The sequence below is a fragment of the Thermogutta hypogea genome, assembly GCF_055386265.1.
The window spans coordinates 434,233-455,193 of the sequence record NZ_AP042425.1 but is presented as its reverse complement, the minus strand read 5'-3'; the positions used below and the strand labels follow the sequence as shown (position 1 = coordinate 455,193).

General features: G+C 62.0%; 16 protein-coding genes. 7 read left to right on the top strand and 9 right to left on the bottom strand.

The genetic code is table 11. The annotated features are described in order from the left end of the window. Positions 1–42: 42 nt before the first annotated feature. A complete protein-coding gene (locus tag ACZ5B4_RS01490) occupies positions 43–1,182 on the top strand; it encodes an SGNH/GDSL hydrolase family protein (RefSeq protein ID WP_464912671.1) in 1,140 nt (379 codons plus the stop codon). Between the two features lie 68 nt (positions 1,183–1,250). Here ACZ5B4_RS01490 and ACZ5B4_RS01485 read toward each other — a convergent pair whose 3' ends face one another. Then, positions 1,251–4,175, bottom strand: a complete 2,925-nt coding sequence (locus ACZ5B4_RS01485; protein ID WP_464912670.1) for an HzsA-related protein — start codon at positions 4,173–4,175, stop codon at positions 1,251–1,253. Between the two features lie 503 nt (positions 4,176–4,678). Between ACZ5B4_RS01485 and ACZ5B4_RS01480 the strand changes: the two genes are divergently transcribed. Beyond that, positions 4,679–5,584 (top strand): hypothetical protein, encoded by a 906-nt coding sequence (locus tag ACZ5B4_RS01480; protein ID WP_464912669.1) that lies wholly within the window; start codon positions 4,679–4,681, stop codon positions 5,582–5,584. A gap of 84 nt (positions 5,585–5,668) precedes the next feature. Here ACZ5B4_RS01480 and ACZ5B4_RS01475 read toward each other — a convergent pair whose 3' ends face one another. Then, positions 5,669–6,049: an STAS domain-containing protein gene (locus ACZ5B4_RS01475; protein ID WP_464912668.1), complete on the bottom strand. Its 381-nt coding sequence runs from the start codon at positions 6,047–6,049 to the stop codon at positions 5,669–5,671. 216 nt (positions 6,050–6,265) lie between these two features. After that, positions 6,266–7,255 carry a DUF6807 family protein gene (locus ACZ5B4_RS01470; protein ID WP_464912667.1) on the bottom strand — a complete coding sequence of 330 codons (990 nt, stop codon included), beginning with the start codon at positions 7,253–7,255 and terminating at the stop codon, positions 6,266–6,268. Between the two features lie 252 nt (positions 7,256–7,507). Between ACZ5B4_RS01470 and ACZ5B4_RS01465 the strand changes: the two genes are divergently transcribed. Then, a complete protein-coding gene (locus tag ACZ5B4_RS01465; RefSeq protein WP_464912666.1) occupies positions 7,508–7,702 on the top strand; it encodes a hypothetical protein in 195 nt (64 codons plus the stop codon). Between the two features lie 80 nt (positions 7,703–7,782). Here ACZ5B4_RS01465 and ACZ5B4_RS01460 read toward each other — a convergent pair whose 3' ends face one another. Then, positions 7,783–8,031, bottom strand: coding sequence for a hypothetical protein (locus ACZ5B4_RS01460; protein WP_464912665.1), 249 nt, complete (start codon positions 8,029–8,031; stop codon positions 7,783–7,785). Beyond that, the gene (locus ACZ5B4_RS01455) at positions 8,012–8,881 is read right to left on the bottom strand and encodes a hypothetical protein (RefSeq protein ID WP_464912664.1); all 870 of its coding nucleotides are present in this window, start codon (positions 8,879–8,881) and stop codon (positions 8,012–8,014) included. The genes ACZ5B4_RS01460 and ACZ5B4_RS01455 overlap by 20 nt, the downstream gene beginning before the upstream one ends. A 494-nt stretch (positions 8,882–9,375) precedes the next feature. Between ACZ5B4_RS01455 and ACZ5B4_RS01450 the strand changes: the two genes are divergently transcribed. The 3 genes from ACZ5B4_RS01450 to ACZ5B4_RS01440 all read left to right on the top strand — a co-directional run bounded on the left by ACZ5B4_RS01450 (position 9,376) and on the right by ACZ5B4_RS01440 (position 12,226). Continuing rightward, positions 9,376–9,969, top strand: coding sequence for an RNA polymerase sigma factor (locus ACZ5B4_RS01450; RefSeq protein WP_464912663.1), 594 nt, complete (start codon positions 9,376–9,378; stop codon positions 9,967–9,969). A gap of 284 nt (positions 9,970–10,253) precedes the next feature. Next, positions 10,254–11,066: a hypothetical protein gene (locus ACZ5B4_RS01445; protein WP_464912662.1), complete on the top strand. Its 813-nt coding sequence runs from the start codon at positions 10,254–10,256 to the stop codon at positions 11,064–11,066. Positions 11,067–11,263: 197 nt separating this feature from the next. Then, a complete protein-coding gene (locus tag ACZ5B4_RS01440; protein ID WP_464912661.1) occupies positions 11,264–12,226 on the top strand; it encodes a S1C family serine protease in 963 nt (320 codons plus the stop codon). Positions 12,227–12,252: 26 nt separating this feature from the next. On the opposite strand, the gene ACZ5B4_RS01435 is transcribed toward ACZ5B4_RS01440, so the two are convergent. From ACZ5B4_RS01435 to ACZ5B4_RS01425, 3 genes are all read right to left on the bottom strand, one after another. Further along, positions 12,253–13,680: a glutamate synthase subunit beta gene (locus ACZ5B4_RS01435; RefSeq protein WP_464912660.1), complete on the bottom strand. Its 1,428-nt coding sequence runs from the start codon at positions 13,678–13,680 to the stop codon at positions 12,253–12,255. Continuing rightward, positions 13,673–18,232, bottom strand: coding sequence for a glutamate synthase large subunit (gltB, locus tag ACZ5B4_RS01430; protein WP_464912659.1), 4,560 nt, complete (start codon positions 18,230–18,232; stop codon positions 13,673–13,675). The genes ACZ5B4_RS01435 and gltB overlap by 8 nt, the downstream gene beginning before the upstream one ends. Positions 18,233–18,657: 425 nt before the next feature. Continuing rightward, complete coding sequence (locus tag ACZ5B4_RS01425; protein ID WP_464912658.1) at positions 18,658–19,092, bottom strand: ComEA family DNA-binding protein; 435 nt, start codon at positions 19,090–19,092, stop codon at positions 18,658–18,660. Between the two features lie 208 nt (positions 19,093–19,300). Between ACZ5B4_RS01425 and ACZ5B4_RS01420 the strand changes: the two genes are divergently transcribed. Continuing rightward, complete coding sequence (locus tag ACZ5B4_RS01420) at positions 19,301–20,242, top strand: nicotinate-nucleotide diphosphorylase (RefSeq protein WP_464912657.1); 942 nt, start codon at positions 19,301–19,303, stop codon at positions 20,240–20,242. A 52-nt stretch (positions 20,243–20,294) separates the two neighbouring features. Here the strand turns inward: ACZ5B4_RS01420 and hisB are convergent, their stop codons facing one another. Continuing rightward, positions 20,295–20,882, bottom strand: a complete 588-nt coding sequence (gene hisB, locus ACZ5B4_RS01415; protein WP_464912656.1) for an imidazoleglycerol-phosphate dehydratase HisB — start codon at positions 20,880–20,882, stop codon at positions 20,295–20,297. Positions 20,883–20,961: the final 79 nt, after the last annotated feature.

The following is a 20,961-nucleotide window of genomic DNA, read 5'->3' as shown; positions in this document are numbered from 1 at the left end:
GCGACCATTGCGTCGTCGCACGCGAAGGCAGGAGAATCCATCATGTTTTCCGTTCACACGACACGACGAGAAGCCCTCAGCCTGGCGGGAGGCGGCGTTCTATCCACCCTGCTCGGATTCCCGCGCGAAGCCGTTTCGAGCACTTGGACGGCCACGGAGCAAGGTAATGCTGATTGGCGCGACGTCCGTGATTGGGGCGTCGAAGGTCGCGGGTGGGATGATACGGCTCGATACTTCGACCGGTTGCCCGCCAAAGCCGAGGCCTTGGTCCGCCCCGCCGTCTGGAACCTGAGTCGGCACTCGGCCGGCATGTGCGTCCGCTTCGCTACGGACTCGACGTTCCTTCAGGCCAGGTATTCGCTCCTCTCCTCCAATTTAGCCATGCCGCACATGGCCGCCACGGGAGTGAGCGGGCTGGATCTGTACGCCGAGGATGAGACGGGACGCATCCGCTGGGTCGCCGTCGCGCAACCGACCCGCCAAGAAATGGAAGTCGCCTTGGCGACCAACCTGCGACCCGGGATGAGGGAGTACGCGCTTTACCTACCGCTGTACAACGGCGTGGAATCGCTTCACATCGGGGTGGCGGCGGGAGCCGCTTTCAAGCCCGTCGCGCCGCGACAAACCGGCCTCTTGGTGTATTACGGCACGTCCATTGCCCACGGGGCGTGCGCGGGAAGGCCGGGCATGGCCTTTCCGGCAATTTTGGGTCGCAGGCTCGGCCTTCCTCACATCAATCTAGGGTTTTCCGGAAACGGCAAGATGGAGCCGGAGTTGGCCGACTTGCTGGCCGAACTGGATGCCGCCGTCTACTGCATCGATTGTCTGCCCAACCTCACGGCACCGGAAGTCGAGGAACGCGCGGAAGTCTTCGTGAAGAAGCTCCGCGACGCAAGGCCCGGCGTGCCGATCGTCTTGATCGAGGATCGCACCTACGGCAATGCGTGGATCTTTCCCGAGCGGAGATCGCGGAACGATACGAGCCGCGCGGCTTTTCGGGCTGCCTATCGGCGGCTGCGCGACGCCGGCGTCGCCGGTTTGGAGTATGTGGAGGGCGAGGCTTTGCTGGGTGATGACGACGAGGCCACGATTGACGGCTCGCATCCCTCCGACCTGGGTATGATGCGCATGGCGGATGCTTTGGAGCCCGTCCTCCGCCGCGTGCTCGACAAATCCGCCTGATCGCTGAGGCATGCGGCCAAGACGGCCGGTCTTTCCAAGGCCGAACACGCGCCCCCCTCAGGCCGCAGTCAATGCGATACCAGTTCGCGCGCCGTCGCGGGGCGGTCGCGGCGATAACGATAGTCCGGCCAAAGCGGGCAATTGAGGTCGATCCAGCATTTGACCGCCCGCTTTTCCGCCTCCGTCAGCGCCGCTCCGTGATGGCCGCAGTCGAGAACGCTCCATAGCCTGCTCTTGAGCGTGCCGAAGGTCATCGGTTCGGCCTTGTGATGGCGGAGATTCCACGTGTAATCGAAGTAGTGGACCCAGCCGCCCGCAATCAGCGTCCGATACGAGGCCGGCACTTTGTCGAGATCGAGGTCGCCGCTGAGGTTCAGTCCGCGCTCGTCGGAGGCATTGTGGCAGCTCACGCAATTTCGATCCCAGACGGGTTGGACGACCTTTTCGTAAGAAAACGGCCCCGCGCCCCAAGGCGGCGGTTGAACGGTCGTGATTTGCGGTCTTGCCCCCGGCTTCGGTTCCGGCACGGGAGCCGCACGGCGGTTATCGTGGCACCCCACGCAGCTTCGATATTCTCCCGGCTGGAGCTGCAGAACGCTTCGCATCCGTTGCAATTCGTTGTATTCCGCGTCCAAGACCTGGAAATACAAGACCTTGCCTGCGGGCACTTCGAACGTCGCGGAGCCGTCCTCGCTCACCGGGACGAGCCCCCACGTCGCCTTGGCAACATAGCTCGGCCAACCGTTGGGGCCGCGGACCACATGCGTGGGCGAAGCGTACCAATCTTGGAAGTCCTCGTGGTCCCAGCGACACTGTCCATCGGGCAGATGTTCCAATTGCGAACGAACCTCCTCGCATACGCGAAGGTATTTCACCTGCCCCCGCCGAACGTAGGGCGCCAGCCCTTGATACACGTCGGCCAACGAGAGGACAGCCTTGCCTCGCGCCGCGAGATCCGCATCCAGGGACGACGGCAAGGTCGGCGGCCTGGGACGGGGCCGTAACGGTGTCGGCGACATCGCATCGATTTCCGCATCCATATACAGCAGCTCACGATTCCCGTAGCGATCGATGATATACAACCCGAATCGCTCGCCGGGAGCGTGGGCGACGAGAAAGTAATCCCGGGAAATCGGGACCGGATCGCGAAAGCACTCGTAACGCGGCCAATTCATGTTGTAATGCGGCGTAACGTCCGGCGTGATGTTGGTCACCGCCGCCGAGTCGAAGGGAGAGCAAGATCGCCGGATCAGTCCGATCGGACCGTTGTGGTCCCCGCCGTGAGAAAACAGCGTACAAACGATCTCGGGGCTGTTCGGAACCTCGTGGCCGTTGATGTAGCAATTCGGCGTGTTATTACCGAACACCAGTTCCGCATGGGTCCCGTCGGGGCGGATCGCCCATAACGTATGGCCGAAGTCGGCACCTTTGTCGACGTACTCGGAGCGCGTCCATAGAATCCGACCGTCTCGCATGACCGAGGGCGTCCATTCGCTCAAATTCGCGTGCGACAGCGGCCTGAGATTCGCTCCGTCCGCGTCCATGCGGTACAGAACGAAGGCTTGGGGGCGCCAGCACAAGAAACGCGCTTCGACTCTGGTGGAAATAAACGCCAAGCCGCCATCCGGAAGGGGGCAGGGGTAATAATCGTGGTACGGCCCGTCGGTCAGGCGGCGCAGGTCGCTCCCGTCCGCGTTCACGGACATCAGGTGCCAGTACGGCAACCAGCCTTCGATAGGGCTGCGGTCCGGACGGTACGCGAAAAAGATCCGCCGGGCCGAGAAATCCGCCACGGGATCGCGCGCAATTCCGTTCGATGCATCGAAAAGCATTTCCAGCTCGGCCGCCTCAGGTTCAAAGCGACCGTTCACGCGAGGGATACGCAAAACGAAGATGCCGCCGCCGGGCCGAAACTGAGAATCCAAAACGTCGCTGTAATTGTGCGACGACCAATAGGGATAGCGCTTGACGAAGAGGATGTTCTGCACCCCCGCCAAGTCCGGGTCGCGAAACATCAGCCGCCGTTTGGCTGATCGGGCATCGTAGAAAAGCCGGTTGTACGACTCCTCGTCCCGGCGGGCCGCCGCTTTCCACTCGGCGCGGCGGTCGTGCAGGCGTTGGCATTCCGCCCGTTCCTCCGCCACGTCCACGCCCTTGTTTTCCAGCCGGGCGATCATCTCTTCAAATTGCGTCAGGGTGCGATCGAGCGGATCCAGTCGCGCGATCCGCGACCAGTAGCTCGGACCGTACGGGACCGCCGGCCGATCCGTTCGCAGCGGCGACAGATGATCGTCGGTCGACATCCCTTGCCACGAGTCCCGTTCGCAGTTGAAGGCATACTCGAGCAATTTGGGCCAGGTCCATACACTGGGGAGGGGATGGCGGCCCGAGTATTGCCAGTCGCGAGGCGGCGGGATCACCGGCCGCGCATGCACTCTCGCCGCCGTGGTCCAGGCGTTTCCGTCCACGGAGGTGTCGATGCGGAAATCCACCGGCAGACGATCATGGTAAACGCCGTCACGATCCCGCGATAGGACGACCTTGGAAACAGCCGCCGTACCGGGCAGCTCGATTTGCGCCCACTCTTCTCGATCGCCTGCCGCGATCCAGCTATGCGGATTGCCGTAAAGGCCGTCGTTGAGGTGCGAGATTTGATGGATGGCATAGCCGGGCAGGCAAGACGAGGCCGTCGCCAATGCGCCCAAGGCCGCCGCGGCGACATTCTGCGTTCCCTCGGTGTAAACTTCCAGTTCATCGATGCAGGGCTGTCCGCCGGCGCTCCGCTCGATGATCACGCGAACGAACCGTGCCGAACGGGGCGGAAAGGATAGGTCGAGCGGAACATCGGCGCGGATGGTCGTCTCTACGTAAACGGCTTCACCGGATGCGGTTGAAGATTCCTCGGCCGATCCTTGCCCGAAGAAGCCGGTCAGCAATCCGACGGTTAGGCAGAAGCGGAAGCAACGCGATCGGAACGGACGGGCGACCTTCATTCCAAATTCTCCCTTACCCGGGGCCGACTCGCGAAAATCGTGAGGAATAAACGATACCGTCTGGGCGTCGTCGCGTGGGTAATGTGACGGATGCGGCGTATTGTGTGCCACGCTACGGTTATGGTGAGACGGGCGGCGGAGATTGTCAATCACGTTCCGGCTGATTTCGGCATGCGGATCCGACCTTGACCGGCGGATGGCAGGCGTCGTCATTACCGTCTTGGGCCGCGGCATCTGTAGAAAGTGCAAACCAAGTATGGCAACCTTGATTCCCTGAATGGAAGGGGCTGTGGGAATCGAGAGCCGTTGACAGAGTTCCGCAGCTTCGGTAATTTCTCGCCCGATTTCGGAAACCACGGCAGATGGGCCGGGGCGGACCGGCGGTGCGCAGTCATGGTCCGCCGCATCCCTCCGCGGTCCGTCGGCCCTGGAGCCGACGGATTTTCGGAATCATCCGGCCGCCGTTCCCAGGATTTCGCCCAGCGTTGAAACCGCTTTGCACCGTGACTCGATTCGCCGTTCTCAGTCCGAGATGGCTCGCTCCCGCCCTGGTCGCGGTCTGGATCGGGGCCTGCGGCTGCACTACCTTGCGGCTGGAGGGCAAATCACCGCTCTTGCCGCCGAGAATGTCGCCGCAAAGCGTGGTCTTGGATATTTTCTTCCTCCGCATCCCGGCCAACGATACGGCGCGCGTCGACGCCGTCTGGCGGCAGGCCGACGAACAGCGGTTCCCTCGCGAGGTCCGCGATCGTTGGAGTTGGGCCGGCTTTCGGGTCGGATTGGTTTCCGGACAGGTCCCTCCGGAACTGGCCGAACTCATGCGTTTGAACGACGAAGCATCGCCTTTGCTCTTCCAAGAGACCGGCGGAAATGACGCCGAAAGCTTGACCGAAGCCGATGCGCCCGTACGGCGACACATCCAGACACGGTTAGGCAACCGGGTGGAAGTCATCGCCTCCGAGACTTACGCACAACTGCCGTTTCTGCGACGGGAGGGAGGCAAGTTGCTGGGTTCCAGCCTCGAGAAAGCCCAGGGAATGTTCGCTTTGACCTGCTCGGCCGAGAAGGACGGACGGATCCGCTTGCGGGTAGTGCCTGAGATTCATCACGGCGATCCTCACCTGCAACCTGTCGGCGGTCAAGGCGTGCTGCGTCTGGAGTCGCGCCGCGATCGGCAAATCTTGGAAGAGTTGGCTTGCGAGGTGGCGATCAGCCCCGGCGATATGCTGGTGGTCGGTTGCCTGCCGGGTCGCCGGGGAAGCTTGGGTGATTACTTCCTCACCACCACACAAAGCGGAAAACGCGAACAAAAGCTGCTGGTAATTCGCCTGTCGCAGACTCAACAAGACCCGCTGTTCGATCCCCAGGCGGCTCCGCAACCCGTCGGAGCGAACCGATCCGCGCTGTAAATTCTTGCCGGTACGGTTTTCCCTTCCCGCAGCTTGAGAAGATCACGGTGGAACCGAGTCGCCGACTTTCGGCTCGGACGATGTTTAGAAGGAAGCCAGGGCGTCCGCCTCGGACTTGAATATCTCGAAGATCGTGTTGAATCGGGTGATTTCAAAGACCTTATAAATGGTCGGCTGGATGCTACAGAGCTTGACCTCGCCTCCCAAGTTGCGAATTTTCTTTTCCAAGGAGTTGAGTTTTCCCAACGCGCCGCTGGAGAGGAAGTTCACGTTGGCGAAGTTGAGCAGCAACTTCTTTCGATGCTCAACGTCGACCAGGTAGAACAGCTCCTGGCCCAACTCTTGGATGGCCAAGTCCTCGAGAATCCTCTGATCCTTGAAGTGGACGACCGTCACGTCATCGACTTCGTACACGTCCAAGTGTCGAAATTCCGGAAGCGGCTTTTTCGTGGGATTCTGGGACATCGTTTGCCTCATTCAAGCGAATGGACTTGTGCAGACGAGAAAGCCTGCCCCTGAAGCAGTCGGTACAAGCTCCCAATTCTTACCCGCGTGATACCGAACGGACCGTTGGGCCGTCACCCCGCGGATGGTTCCTCTAATATGCGGGTTTGCTCGCGCTGATGCAAGTGGGCGGTAGGCACGATCTCCGGGCCGCCCTCCGGAAAAAGACGCCGATGATCACGGGGTTTCCTTCGCCATCTTTTTCAATGCCTCATGGGCGGCCTGGATTTCCGCCTCGCTTGCCGCGCCGTCGAAAGCGACGACTCCGTATTGCAACAGCAAGGGAGCCTGTTGCGCCGTGACCGTCAAAGGCTCTTCCGCCAAACCCAAAGTGGCTGAGATGTACGTGAAACCTTGGGTCATGGTGAACCACTTGGCCGGCGCACGCGGATTGCCCGGCAAGTCATACACCGCGATCGTGACGGGCTTGCCGTCAAGCTCGGCGGTATAGGCGCACCACTCGGCCGACGCCTTGTCGGTGTTCTCCACGCCGCGTCCTCCGGCCGAATTGCGGAAATCATTCCCTCCGTCCAAGGCCGCCAAGAACCGAATTCCCAGACCGAAATACTCCCGGCCCCAAAGTTGAACGGATTCCGCGCCGGCGGCAGGGCGCAGCTCGGAACGCCACAACAGCAAAACGGCTTGCGGAATTTGCTCCGAATACCGCACCTGCACACGGCGCCGCTCGATGAGCTGTTGCCTGCCATCCGGCGTCACCCAGTTCAGCGTATGCGCCAATGTCGCCGTGGCGGCGTCGGCGTCCGCGGCGGCCGATGCCTGGAAATCGCCGGCCTCGACCTGTCGCCCCGAATCGTCGAACTCCGCCCAATAGTCCACGCCGTCCACGCCGACGGCGAACATCAGGCCGTGGTGATGTTTGTGATCCGCGGGCGAGTCCCGCAGCACATTACGGCCGGAAGGGGGAGCAAGCTCAGCCACATAGGCCTTGGGCACGCCGACCGCCTTGCGGTAACGCATGAGCGTCCTGCCGTTCCACGTGATCGAGCAGAACTCGTCTCCGCATTGCACGTTGAGATCGCTATTTCTCGTCGCGTCTTCCGCCGCCATCACCTCCCGGGCGACGAGGTGGGGCAAAAAGCCGACAGCGAGAACGATCCAAACGCGGCCGACGACGGCGAAACGCTTGCCGAATACCTTGTTGATCATGGCACCCTCACCGCATGATTTCTCGGTGTTTAAGCAGGTTGCACATCCTTGAAACGGCGGGCACGAGCCGATCCCCAATCGCCACGATCGCCTGACTCGGCACCGCCCGGCTTTTCTCCTCCCGATCGTCCGTACGTCAGCCGAAGAACGGATCGTGAACCGCTGGGTATTCTAGTCGCCCATGCGGCCGAGCGAAAGAGTCCGCCGAAGGATCGTGGGCATTCGCATGGCTCGCTCATTACGAGCATACCGGTGGGTGAAAGCGGGGCAGTGGGCGACGGCTGGAACCTCGCGACGGCGGGCCTCGTTCCGTTGCTGCCCCAAGCCTTGCGAACGACGCGGAACGTGGAGAAAGCTCCCGCTCGCTTCGGGAAGACGCCGTTTGCCGCTTTCCCACCGACGCGCAACGAAAAAGGCGAGCCGGTCGCTCGCCTGGATGTTTGCTAGGTCACCGTACTTGTGATTGCAGTGCCGGCCGTTACACGGCGGAAAAATGGCCCCAGCAACCGGCGTTTTCCTTACGCCGATCACGTGAGGCAGCGGACTTCCTGGTAAGACCGCTGCAAAACTAAGCCGACCGGCGGCGATCCTGCTTCGGGAGCGGCCTGGACTGTGACACCGCCCTCCGGATAAGGCGGGCTGCCGTAATCCGACACTTCCAGAAAGAGGAAGACGCAGCCCACGATTACCGCCACCAAAGCAATCGCCAACAAGACCGTATAGATGTCGGCCCGCGGCGGCCGGTACTGTTGAGGATTACTCAAGCTTGCTTGCAACGCGATCTCCTTGCTGAATGGGGCCGCGGTTGAATTCGGGAACGATCTGGCAAACGGCACGGTTGGGTTCAGTACGGACCACTTCCACGCGACCGAGATACTTGCCTTCACCGCCCGCCAAGCGGAAGACCTCCAGGCGATGCCCTTTGGCCAGGCCGTCATCCGAGCCGAGTGAAATCTCGATCAAATTGTTCCCGGGAGCGGCCACGACCACGCCCTCCACCTGCGGCGGCTGATCTTGGTAGGCGCCGGGGTCACCCTTCAAGTTGAACTTCGCCAGCACTTCGCGTGCCTTGGCCAAATCCTGCGCCAATACCGTGGCTTGGTCCTTCAAGGTCCGCAATTCATTAGCCGTTTGATGGAGTTCATCGGTCCGACTCACCAACCGAATCAGGGTCTCGTGGCGGTCTTTCTGAACCTGCTGCAAATCGGTGCGAAGCGTGTTGACCTCGCCGGTCCGTGCAGCCAGGGTTTGATGCGCGGCTTGCATGGCCGCGATGGCCTCACGCTCTTGCTGCGTGAGCGCCGTCAACTCCTGCATCCGCTGGTCCAGTTCCCGCTTCAGATCGTCGCGTTCCGCCTCCAGTTTGGCCAACTGGGCCCGCTTGGCGGCGATCTCGGAGTCCAAACGCTTGGTCAGCTCATCCAGCTCGGCCTTGAGCCGCTCGTTCTCTTGCCGAGCGTTCTGGACCTGCAATTTCAATCCCAACGGTTTGTCCGGCGTCGCGGTGCTGTTTTCCACGATCTCTCGCCAATTGATGTGGGCCGAATACACCATGATGGCGAAGGACATGAACACCAGGCTCATCACGAAAATGAGCACCACGAAGATCTTCCCGACCAGGTTCATAAGACGACCTTCTCTTGGGAAAAGACGACCGTTCCCCTCGACGTCGCGCCCGTGCGGCGGGCGTGATTGCTCGACCGAATTCCTTTAAACTACCGGCCGTGGACGTTGCTCAAGCCGAGCTTCGATTTGAACGACACTGACCGGCGTATGGCCCTAGTATAAATTCGCGCAATTTACCCTGTCAAACAGAAACCCCGCGGCTTGGGATGCTGCGGCAACGGCGCATTCTGCGAGGTCCGGGCTAAGCCCGATTAACACGCCGTGAAACCCCCTCGTAGGGGGTACAATCGATGTCCAACCCATGCGTGGGAGGCATGCGTGGGCGGCAATTGAGCGCGATGAGCTGCGGCTTTACTCTTATTCTGAGCCGTTTCCCCATGCCGGTCGATCGATACCGACCGGTGGTGCTTGGATTTTGCTCGCGAATTGGGAAAAACCGGCGGGCGGTCACAACAGGCCGGCGATACGCGGTAACGATTTAACAGGACGGTCGAATGCTCGACACTGGGAATGATGACCAAGTGCTCCGGACGCCCGACGCCGTTGAAATCGATTGGGATGCGGAACTCCGCAAGCATGCTCGCTGGCTGAGGGCGGTGGTGTTTGCGCGAGTGGGGGAACCGCAGGCCGTCGAAGAGGTCATGCAGGAGATAGCACTCGAGGCGGTACGACAAAAGGCTCCCATCCACGACCCGGCAAAGGTACCGCAATGGTTGTATCGCCTCGCGGTGTTGCAATCGCTGCTTTATCGGCGGCGTCAAGGCCGGCGGCGAAAGCTCCTGGAACGCTATCGGAAAAGCAGGGAGGTCTCCGTCGGCACGCCCGGAGACCCGTTGGAATGGCTCCTACATGGCGAACGGATGAGGTTGGTACGCGAAGCCTTGGCGCGATTGCCGGCCCGTGATGCGGAGGTCCTGCTCATGAAATACGCGGAAGACCTCTCGTACGACGAAATCGCGGAACGGTTGGGGATCAGTTTCTCCGCGGCTCAAGCAAGGCTGCACCGCGCTCGTAACCGCCTGCGGAGCGAGATGGACGCCCGATTTGGCAACTCTGCTGCGGCCGGCTCCGCGGCGGAATCGCCGTAAAGAAGGGCCGCGCGACCGGGGGGCGTTGATGCGGAACGAGATCGGGCACGTGAAAGGCACGTGAAGCAAGATGGAGGACCTCATGGAGAGCGAGATCCACGGGCGATGAAACGGATATTGGGAATCTCGGAGCGGGGGACTCCGCTTGATCGGTACGGACTTCCCAAAAATGGAGTTGACCTGGTCCGTCACGTCCGAGAAGGCCTAGCACGTCTGAGGGATTGGGACTTCGGCAAGGTGAATCTGGGGTTTCGTAAGTTTGCTTGAGTGGAAGGCTGACAACCATGGATCGGCCGGAAAAGATATCGGCTCGGTGGTCGCAAGAATGGGCTGACCGTTTGGTAGACGGCGAACTGCCGGAAGACGCTCGCCGGGAGTTTCTTAGCCGCCTGGATTCCATGACCGACGGGTGGCGTCGACTCGCTCTTACCTTCTTGGAAGCCCAGGCTTGGCGTCAGTCGCTGGGCGAGCTGCTCGCTCCCAGACAAGATGCGAGGGAATCCTTTCGGCGAGAGCAAGAGGAACAACAAGAGGAGGTCGCTTCGCCGCGGCCGCTCGCGCTCGCGGCGAGGCTAAAAGCGCCGGTATACATGCCTTGGATACCCAGACCATGGTTTGCTGATGCTACGGCCTTGGCGGCCGTTTTTGTGATAGCTTGGACCCTGGGGATGTGGCTGGGTATGGGGATCGGACAAACGGGATCGCCGAGCGGGGATACTCGGGCGGATTTGGCAGGCGATCCCGCGTCCGGTCCCGCCGGTCCGGCAGCCCCTGCTTTGCCCGCGGCCAACGCCCCGCAACAGCCGGTGGTGTCGCCTTGGCGGCTTGTCTCGGTTCCCCTGGGCATCGGTCCCGACGGTGCCATGACGATGGTCGATGTGCCCGTCCTCGACTCGGAGTCTTCGGGCGCGGCCGCGACCGCTTCGCCGGGCCCTTACTTGCCGCGTCCTCAGTTCGTCGATTCGCTGCGGCAAAACGGGCACGAGGTCGAGCATCAGCGGGAATACGTGCCGGTTGATTTGCCGGACGGCAGCCGGACGGTCTTCCCCGTCGATAGACTCCAAATCAAGTACGTCGGCAACCGAGACTACCAGTGATCGTTCGTATCTCTGATTCGGATCGAAGGGAAGTCCCCCGCGAATCGGTTCATTCGGCCTAAGAAGACGCCGCGTCGGCGTCGCCGAATGCGTGATGGGGGGAACGGATCACCTGAGGGATCCGATCGATCGTACTCCGCTATCAATTTCGAAAGCCCCGATTTTTCGACCGGATCGTAGCGGAAGGAGGTGCTGGAATGTCGTACGAGAAAACATTGCGATGGGCCGCCGCGTTCGCGTTCCTGGCGGTAGCAGGGTTCGGCGTGGGGGCGGTACGTGCCGAAGATCACGGCCCCGGCAAGGAAAAAAGCTATTGGCTCGGCGTCCTTTGCGGGCCGGTACCGGAAGTCCTGCGTGCTCATCTGGACTTGCCGGACGACACGGGTTTGCTGGTCGAAGACTTGGTCCAGGAAGGCCCGGCCGAAAAGGCCGGCCTGCAAGTCCATGACATCTTGCTGCAAGCCGGCGAGAAGAGCCTGCAATCCTCCGCCGACTTGGTGGCTGAGGTGAATCGCGCCGCGGACAAACCGTTGACGCTGCGGGTTCTACGCGGCGGCAAGAACATCGAGCTTTCTGTCACACCGGAGCCACGACCGCAACAAGACTTTACGCCTCCGCTTGTCAGCCCGGAGGTCGATCCCAAGGCCTGGGAAAAGTGGCTCGAAAGGTTCCGTTTGCAGCCGGGACAACCGCCGCTGACGTTTCGGTTTTTGCATCCCGGTGCGGTGCTGCCGCCGGGACGTGCGACTGAGTTGCCGAAAGGCATGGTCATCACCATCACCAAGTCGGGCGACGAACCGACGAAGATCGTGGTGGAACATGGGGCCAAGAAATGGGAAGTGACGGAGAATGAGCTGGACAAACTTCCCGCCGACGTTCGGCCGCATGTGGAGCGTCTGCTCAGCGGCCGCGGCTGGATCGAGCGCGGCCTGGAACTGCCGAAGGTCGTTCGTCCCGTGCCCGAAGGCGTCTTGAAGACTCCCCTGGGTACCTTGCCCGACGGCGATGCGGAACGCCTTCGCAACGCGGAGCGTCGGCTGGAGGAATTGCAAAAGCGCTTGGAGCGATTGGAACGCGCTCTCAAGAAACCGGGCGCGGAAGACCGCGGCGAGAAACCGGGCGACGCGGCCGAGTCTCGGGAAAGCGAATCCCGCACCTGAGCCGGGAGGACCGCGGCCGCGAGCGGCTAGGAATGCAGCACGAATTGATGGACGGCCTGCGCCGCCTGCCGGCCCTGATAGATGGCATGGACGACCAGGGAGGCGCCCCGGACGGTGTCGCCCGCGGCGAAAACCCTCGGGACGGACGTCATCCAGTTCTTCACCATCACGTTGCCCCGACGATCACGCTCCACGCCGAGTTGCTCGATCAAGCCTTCGGCTTCCACATGCACGAAGCCCATCGCCAGAAGCACGAGGTCTGCCGGGACGGTGAAATCCGTACCCGGTTTTTCGCGCATTTGCCAGCCCTCCGTACTGCGATACCATTCCACCTCGCAACCGTGCAGATGGGTAACCCGACCATCGCGGACGGCAAGAGCCTTCGTCAACACGCTCCAGCGGCGTTCGCAACCTTCTTCGTGAGAGGACGAGGTCCGCATGATGCGCGGCCAGAGCGGCCAGGGAGTTTCCGGGTTCTTCCCTTCCGGAGGTTTGGGGAGGATCTCGATCTGTAGGACCGATTTGGCTCCTTGACGAATGGAGGTTCCCACGCAGTCACTGCCGGTGTCGCCGCCGCCGATCACGACGACGTGCTTATCCCTCGCGTAAATGACTCCCGGCCCATCGGCGGGAATGGGATCGCCCGCGACGCGGCGGTTCTGCTGCGTCAGGAATTCCATCGCGAAGTGGACGCCTTGCGCCTCAGCGCCCGGGACGTTCAGGGTTCGCGGCTTGCCCGCCCCCATGGCCAACAGAATCACGTCGAAGGAGCGTTTCAGGTAGTCGGCGGAAAGATCGCGACCCGCGCAGACGTTGGGTTCGAAGCGGACGCCTTCCGCCACCATTTGCTCGAGACGACGGTCGATGATGTACTTTTCGAGCTTGAAGTCGGGAATGCCATACCGCAACAAACCGCCGATCCGGTCCGACTTCTCGAACACGACGACCTCGTGGCCGAATCGGTTCAACTGCTGCGCGGCGGCCAAGCCCGCCGGCCCCGAACCGATGACCGCCACGCGTCTTCCACTGCGAGCGGCGGGCTTCAAGGGCCGAATCCATCGCTCGCGAAAGGCCCATTCCGCGATTTGATACTCGATATGCTTGATGTGTACCGGCTGGGCGTTGATGGACAGGGTGCACGCGGCCTCGCAGGGGGCGGGACAGACGCGGCCCGTGAATTCCGGAAAATTGTTGGTCGAGTGCAAATTCTCCGCCGCGCTCGCCCACTTGCCGCGATACACGAGATCGTTGAACTCGGGAATGCGATTCAGAACGGGACAGCCGGCTGTGTGGCAGAACGGTATCCCGCAATCCATGCAGCGAGCGGCTTGCTCGTTCAATACCCTTTCCGCCAAGGGCAAGTCGAATTCGTGCCAATCACGAATCCGCACGGCGACGGGCCGGTGCGGCAACTCCACGCGCGGATATTCGATGAAGCCGGTCGGATTACCCACTGAAGACCTCCTCCGTTGTCGGCGGCTGTTCGGCCCGAGCCTGTTCCTGTTGTCGAATCCTCTCCATGGCCTTCCGGAACTCGATCGGGATGACCTTCACGAATCGACCGATCATGGCGGGCCAAAGATCGAGGATTTGCCTGGCCCGGCGGCTGCCGGTAAGGTGCTCGTGCCGTTCGATCAACCGCCGCAATTCGCGCTGGTCATCGGCCGCGTAGACGGTTTCGATGTCCACCATGTCCAGATTGCAAAGCGTGTCGAACAATTGATGTTCATCCAGGACGTAGGCGATGCCGCCGCTCATGCCCGCGGCGAAATTGCGCCCCGTCTTCCCCAGGACCACGACCGTGCCGCCGGTCATATACTCGCAACCGTGGTCGCCCAGTCCCTCCACCACCGCCACGGCGCCGCTATTACGGACGGCGAACCGTTCGCCCGCCACGCCGTTGATAAAGACTTCGCCCGCGGTAGCGCCGTACAACAGGGTGTTGCCCACAATGACGTTTTCGGCCGAGTCGAACGTCGCGCCCTCCGGGGTGCGCACGATGATCTTGCCCCCGGACAACCCCTTGCCTAAGTAGTCGTTGGCGTCGCCGATCAATTCCAAGGTGATTCCCGGCGCGAGAAACGCGCCGAAGCTCTGGCCCGCGGAGCCTCGAAAAACCAGATGGATGGAGTCTTCAGGCAACCCCTGAGCTCCGTGCCGTCGCACCACGTGGTAGCTCAACGTCGTCCCCACGGTCCGATCCGTGTTGCGAATCGGCAATTCCATGCGAATGGCACGCTTTCCTTCGATCGCATCCTGCAACTTCGGCAACAAGTTTTCATCCAAGCGATCCTGGTGCTTATCGCTTTGGGGCCGCACGCGGCGTCGCGGGGCGTCCGCCGGAACGTCGGGTTGCGTCAAAACGGCCGAGAAATCCACCCCCTTGGCTTTCCAATGATCGACGGCGGACCGGACCTTCAACCGGTCCACGCGCCCCACCATCTCATCGAACGTCCGAAAGCCGAGTTGCGCCATGATCCTGCGGATTTCCTCGGCCACGAAGATCAAGTAGCGGACCAGGTATTCGGCTTTGCCGGCGAATCGGTCGCGGAGGTCACGCCGTTGCGTGGCGATGCCCACGGGGCACGTCCCCAGATGGCACTTCCGCATCAGAATGCAACCGAGGGAGACCAGGGCGGCGGTGCCGAAGCCGAAACGTTCAGCCCCCAGGAGGGCGCCGATCACGACGTCGCGGCCCGTTCGCATTTGTCCATCCACTTGGACCACGATGCGATCCCGCAATCCGTTGAGCAAAAGCGTTTGTTGCGTCTCGGCCAACCCCAATTCCCAGGGAATGCCGGCATGTTTGATGGACGACAACGGGCTGGCTCCGGTTCCGCCGTCGTGACCGCTGATCAAGACCTCGTCGGCGTTACCTTTAGCCACCCCCGCCGCTACGGTGCCGACGCCTACTTCCGCCACCAGCTTGACCGAGACCTTGGCGTTCGGATTGGCGCACTTCAAATCGTAAATCAGTTGGGCCAGGTCCTCGATGGAGTAGATGTCGTGGTGAGGCGGGGGCGAGATCAGAGATACACCGGGGGTGGCATGCCGCAAGCGCGCGATTTCGTCCGTGACCTTGTGTCCCGGCAATTGTCCTCCCTCACCCGGCTTGGCTCCCTGCGCCATCTTGATCTGCAAGATCTTGGCCTGCGAGAGGTACTCGATGGTAACGCCGAAGCGTGCGCTGGCGACTTGCTTGATCGCGCAGTTCGTGGTGTCGCCGTTCGGCCCGGGCAGATATCGGCGCGGGTCTTCCCCGCCCTCTCCGGTATTCGACATCGCTCCCAGACGATTCATCGCCAGAGCCAACGTCTCGTGAGCCTCAGCGCTGATGGAGCCGTGCGACATTGCGCCCGTGTAAAACCGCTTGACGATATCGCAGGCCGGTTCCACTTCGTCGAGGGGCACCGGCTCGCCCGGCTCGAATTCGAACAATCCCCTCAACGTGCACAAATCACGATTTTGGCGATTGACCCGCTCGGCGAATTCCAAATACTTTTCCCACGAATTCTCCATGACCGCATGTTGGAGCTTCGTGACCGTCTCGGCATTCCAAAGGTGGAATTCGCCGTCCACGCGCTCCTGATATTCCCCGCCGAAATCGAGCGGAAGTTCGCCCGGCATCCGCGTCCCAAAGGCGTCGGCATGCCGCTTCAGCGATTCCTTGGCGATCTCATCCACCCCCAGTCCCTCGATCCGCGAGGGCGTGCCCGTGAAATAGCGATCCACGAAGAGGGATTGCAGCCCGACCGCCTCGAACTGCTGGGCCGCGTGGTAGCTGCGTAGGGTCGAGATGCCCATCTTGGACATCGTTTTGAGGATGCCCTTGTTGACCGCGGTCACATATTGGTCGATCGCCTCATCGACGGTGGCGATCGTGGGCAAGTCGCCCTCGCGGTGGAGCTTTTGAATGGCTTCGAACGCCAAGTACGGATTGACGGCGTTGGCGCCGTAGCCGCAGAGGAGGCAGAAGTGCATGACCTCGCGCGGTTCGCCGCTCTCCACGACGAATCCCACCTCGTCGCGCAGCCGCCGCCGCAGTAGCCCGTGATGCAGGGCGGCGGTCGCCAGGAGCGACGGAATCGGCGCATTGCGCTCGTCGGCGGCGCGATCGCTGATGATCAGCAGCGACGCCCCTTCCTCAATGGCTTTTTCGGCCTGCTCCAACATGCGATCCAAGGCTTCGCGCAGGGCGGCGCCGGGATGGGCATGATCCACCGGAAACAGGGCCGGGATGGTGGCGGTCTTAAGGTCCGGGTGATTCGCCTCCCGCAGCCTCGCCACGTCCTCGTTGGTCAGGATGGGATGCGGCAACTTGAGCTGCCGGCAGTGCTCCGGCGTCTCGTCCAAGAGGTTCCGCTGTTTCCCGGCGAAGGCCATCAGCGACATGACCAGCCCCTCGCGGAAGGGATCGATGGGCGGGTTGGTGACCTGGGCGAAGAGCTGCTTGAAGTACGCGAAGAGGAGTTTGGGCCGCTGGGAAAGGATCGGCAGGGCCGCGTCGTTGCCCATCGAGCCGACAGGCTCCTGGGCATCACGAGCCATGGGGCCGATGATCAGGCTCAGATCCTCTCCGGTGTAGCCGAACAGCCGCAATCGGCGGTTCAAGGTCTCGGGATGGTATTCTTCTTCGTGGGCGGGCGAAAACAGGCCCCGCAACTCGATGCGGTTCTGTTGAAGCCAGCGGCGGTAGGGACGCCGACGCGAGATGTTGCCCTTAATCTCGTTATCCGGAATGATGCGTTGCTCGACCGTATCCACCAGGAACATCCGGCCGGGCTGAAGGCGCCCTTTTTCCCGGACCCGCTCGATGGGAAATTCCACCACGCCGGTCTCACTTGCCAACACCGCCAGGCCGTCATCCGTAACAAGGTAGCGGCAAGGCCGCAAACCGTTCCGGTCGAGCGTGCCGCCCACCAGGCGACCATCGGTGAAAATCAGGGCCGCGGGACCGTCCCACGGCTCCATGATCGCGGCGTGATACTCGTAAAACGCCCGCTTGTCGATGCTGATGTGGTACCGCGGACCGAAGGCCTCCGGCACCATCATCATCAGGGCGTGAGGGGCGGAGCGTCCCGCGCGGACCAAAAGTTCCATGCAGTTGTCGAACGCGGCGGAATCGCTTCCTCCGGGCTCGATGATGGGCAAAAGATCGCTCAAATCCCGGGGCAATAACGGAGACGCCAGCTTCTTCTCGTGCGCCGCCAGATGGCTGATGTTACCTCGAAGCGTGTTGATCTCGCCGTTGTGGGCAACCATGCGGAAAGGTTGCGCGAGCTTCCAACTGGGAAACGTATTCGTACTGTAACGCTGGTGCACGATCGCCAGTGCGGAGCGGACACGTTCATCACTGAGGTCCGGGTAGTAGGCGGCCAATTGCGGCGCCAAGAACATGCCCTTGTAAACGATCGTGAGGGCTGACAGGGAAGGAATGTAAAAGTCCGCGGCCTCGATGCCCAATTCTCTTCGAACGCGGTGCTCGGTCCGCTTACGGATCACGAACAAGCGTCGCTCCAAATCATCGCCCTGCCATCCCCCGCCGTCCAAAAAGAATTGATAAATCAGCGGCTCCGAGGCCCGGGCGATGGGACCCAGGCAGCCGCTGCACGTCGGCACCTCGCGCCGGCCGAGAATCTTCAAGCCTTCCCGAACGACCTCCGCCTCGAAAATGGCCTCGCTTCGCGTGCGCGCCCCGTCGTTGCGCGGCAGGAAAGTCATGGCTACGCCGTAACGGCCGCAATCGGGCAAGGAAAAACGATTCTCATCGGCGACATCGAGAAAGAAGTCATGAGGAATCTGGAAGAGGATGCCGGCCCCGTCCCCCGTCGCCTCGTCCGCGACGGCTGCTCCGCGATGCATAAGATTGATGAGGATTTGCTTCGCCAACTCCAGAATGCGGTGTTCGCGGGCACCCGAAATATTTACCACCGCGCCGACGCCGCAGGCATCATGCTCGAATTCCGGAGCGTACATCAATCGCGGGCGGGCTGCTTGCTTTTCCATCGTGCGTTGGTCGGTCCTAATGTGCCAGATCCGGAACGAACCCAAGGCCGGGACGGCCGATACCGACCCGTTGCCCTCTCGTCCGCTTATACCCGGCAATATGGGGGATCGTTGGGAAATTCGGATTACACGCGGCGGAACCTCGAAAAACCCCAGCCCCTTTGGGGGTACGGCCTCGGCGCGGATCGGGCGTTATCATCGCGGGCAACCGTTCACGCACCCCCTTGGAGGTAGGCCGCTTCAAGCCGTTTCAAAGGGACATCGCTCGGGACCACAAGGTTCGTGCCACAAAACATTTCATTGTACCGCGACTGCATCGAACGGATCTATCTCGCCGCATCTCTAATCTTTCACAAGGCGAAAGGGGCGGCTTGCAGACGTCCCAATGACTTTTTTGTCCCGCCGTAACGGCCCCCTCCACTCCCTCATTTCCGTTGGGCTTCGTGTTTCGACGTGGACACTCCTGACGGGAGATTGATCACCAAGAAAGGCGTGATTCGATCCAACGTAGCCCTTCCAATCCCCGGCACATGGAGCAATTCGTCCGGCGACCGGAACGGACCATGGGAATCGCGATATTCGACGATTCGCCGAGCCAGGGTCTCACCCACACCGGGAAGCTGCGCAAACTCGGGCCAGTCGGCCCCATTAATGTCCACGCGAAATTCCGCGCGCAGCGGGGGAGCTCGGTCGAAGTCGATGGTTCGGCCGGAGCATCCGCCGTGCATCAACCACCACAGGACGACGCCGAGCCACGCCAACGCCAAAACGATCGCCAACGGCACTTGTTCCCGGGCACTCCACCACGATTCCCGCGAGGTGGGGCTTCGTTGCCGATCCTTGCGGTCCGTTCCGCCCAAGATCGCCTCTCCTTACGCGTTGCACTGCCCTTGCCGAAGTGGCGAACATGGTCACACATGCACCGGCCGCCGCTTAACCTCGCTCCCAACTCCCAATCATAATAAGACGAGGCAGACCCAGGTGGAATGAGTTAGCCGCGCCGACCTTGCCGGCGCCGACGACCGGCCTTGGCACGCAACCCTGGAGACATCGTGGAGGTCATCCGACATGGGCCGCGATTTCCGGCAGATCACGTGGGGAAGCGAATTGGAGGAAATCGTCCGCGGTCTGGCGACCTCGGCGAAGGCGGAGGATCTGCGTTCCGAGGGGGACATCACGTCCGATGCGTTGATCGACCCCCAGGCCGAGGGAACTGCTCGCATGGTGCTGCGAGAGGAGGCGGTGGCGGCCGGATTGGAGGCCGTACCGATTTGGCTCGCCGCCTACCCTGGGGAATTGCGGTGGCAAGCGGCCGCTCGTGACGGCGAAAGACTCTCTGCCGGTTCGACGCTGGGAGCATTATCCGGCCGGGTCGTGAGCATATTGCAGGCCGAACGCACGCTCTTGAATTTCCTTTCCCATCTGTTCGGTATAGCGACGATGACGGCGCGCTTCGTGGCCGCCGCGGCGGGAACCCGCGCTCGAATCTACGATACGCGCAAGACGACGCCCGGCTGGCGGCTGGTCGAAAAATATGCCGTACGGTGCGGCGGCGGCTGGAATCACAGGATGAGCCTGTCAGAGGCGGTGCTGATCAAGGACAATCACATCGCTTGGTTGGCGGAGCATTTGGGACTTTCACCCTCGGCCGCCGCGAAAGAGGCCGCCGCTCGCGTCAAAGCCCGATATGCCCCGCCGCCCTCCGACGAGGTTCGCCTCCCGGCACCGGTCTCGCCTCTCATCGAAGTGGAAGTCGATACCCTCGAACAATTGCAGGCGGTGCTGCCCGAGCGACCGGATATCGTTCTCTTGGACAACATGACGACGGAACAACTCGCCCAAGCCGTCCGATTGCGAGACGGCATCGCTCCCGAAGTGGAACTGGAGGCGTCCGGCGGAGTGCGATTGGCGACTATCCGCGCGATCGCGGAAACGGGCGTCGATCGCATCAGTGTGGGAGCACTGACGCAAGGCGTGCCTGCCGTCGACATTGGCTTGGATTGGGGGTAGCGTCAGGGGGCGGATGCCCCGGCCGGCACCGGGGCCGGCTCGATCCACACCGTCACAGCACGCCCTTGGTGCTGGGGATGCCCGGCGCGCGGGGATCGGATTCCACTGCCTGCCGAATCGCTCTCGCAGCGGCCTTGAAAATGGACTCCGCGATATGGTGACCGTTCTTTCCATAGTGGAGTCTGAGATGAATGTTGGCGGCCGCGTTGTTGGCGAAGGCTTGCCAAAACTCGGCAACCAATTCGGCATCGAAGTCGCCGATCTTGGCATGGGGAAAATCGGCTTGGAATACCAGCATCGCCCGACCGCCGAAATCGACCGCCGCCGTGGCGAGGCTCTCTTCCATGGGTAGGGTCCAGTGCCCGTAGCGGCGAATGCCCATCTTGTCCCCCAATGCCGCGGCAAAGGCCCGCCCCAAGACGATGCCGACGTCCTCCACCGTGTGGTGCGCGTCGACGTCGAGATCGCCCTCGGCCTCGACGACGAGATCCAGGCAGGCGTGCTTGGCGAATAAGGTCAGCATATGATCGAAGAAGCCGACCCCCGTCCGGATCGAGGATTCACCCTTCCCGTCCAGATTGAGTTCCAACCTGACGCGGGTTTCCTGCGTATTGCGCTCGATACGGGCCTTGCGTTCCATACCAATTTCTCCGGCCGCCTGGTTGTGCTGCTGCGCGCGGAGGCCGCGGCTCGGCCGTCCGCCGGCCCCCCGCCGACTC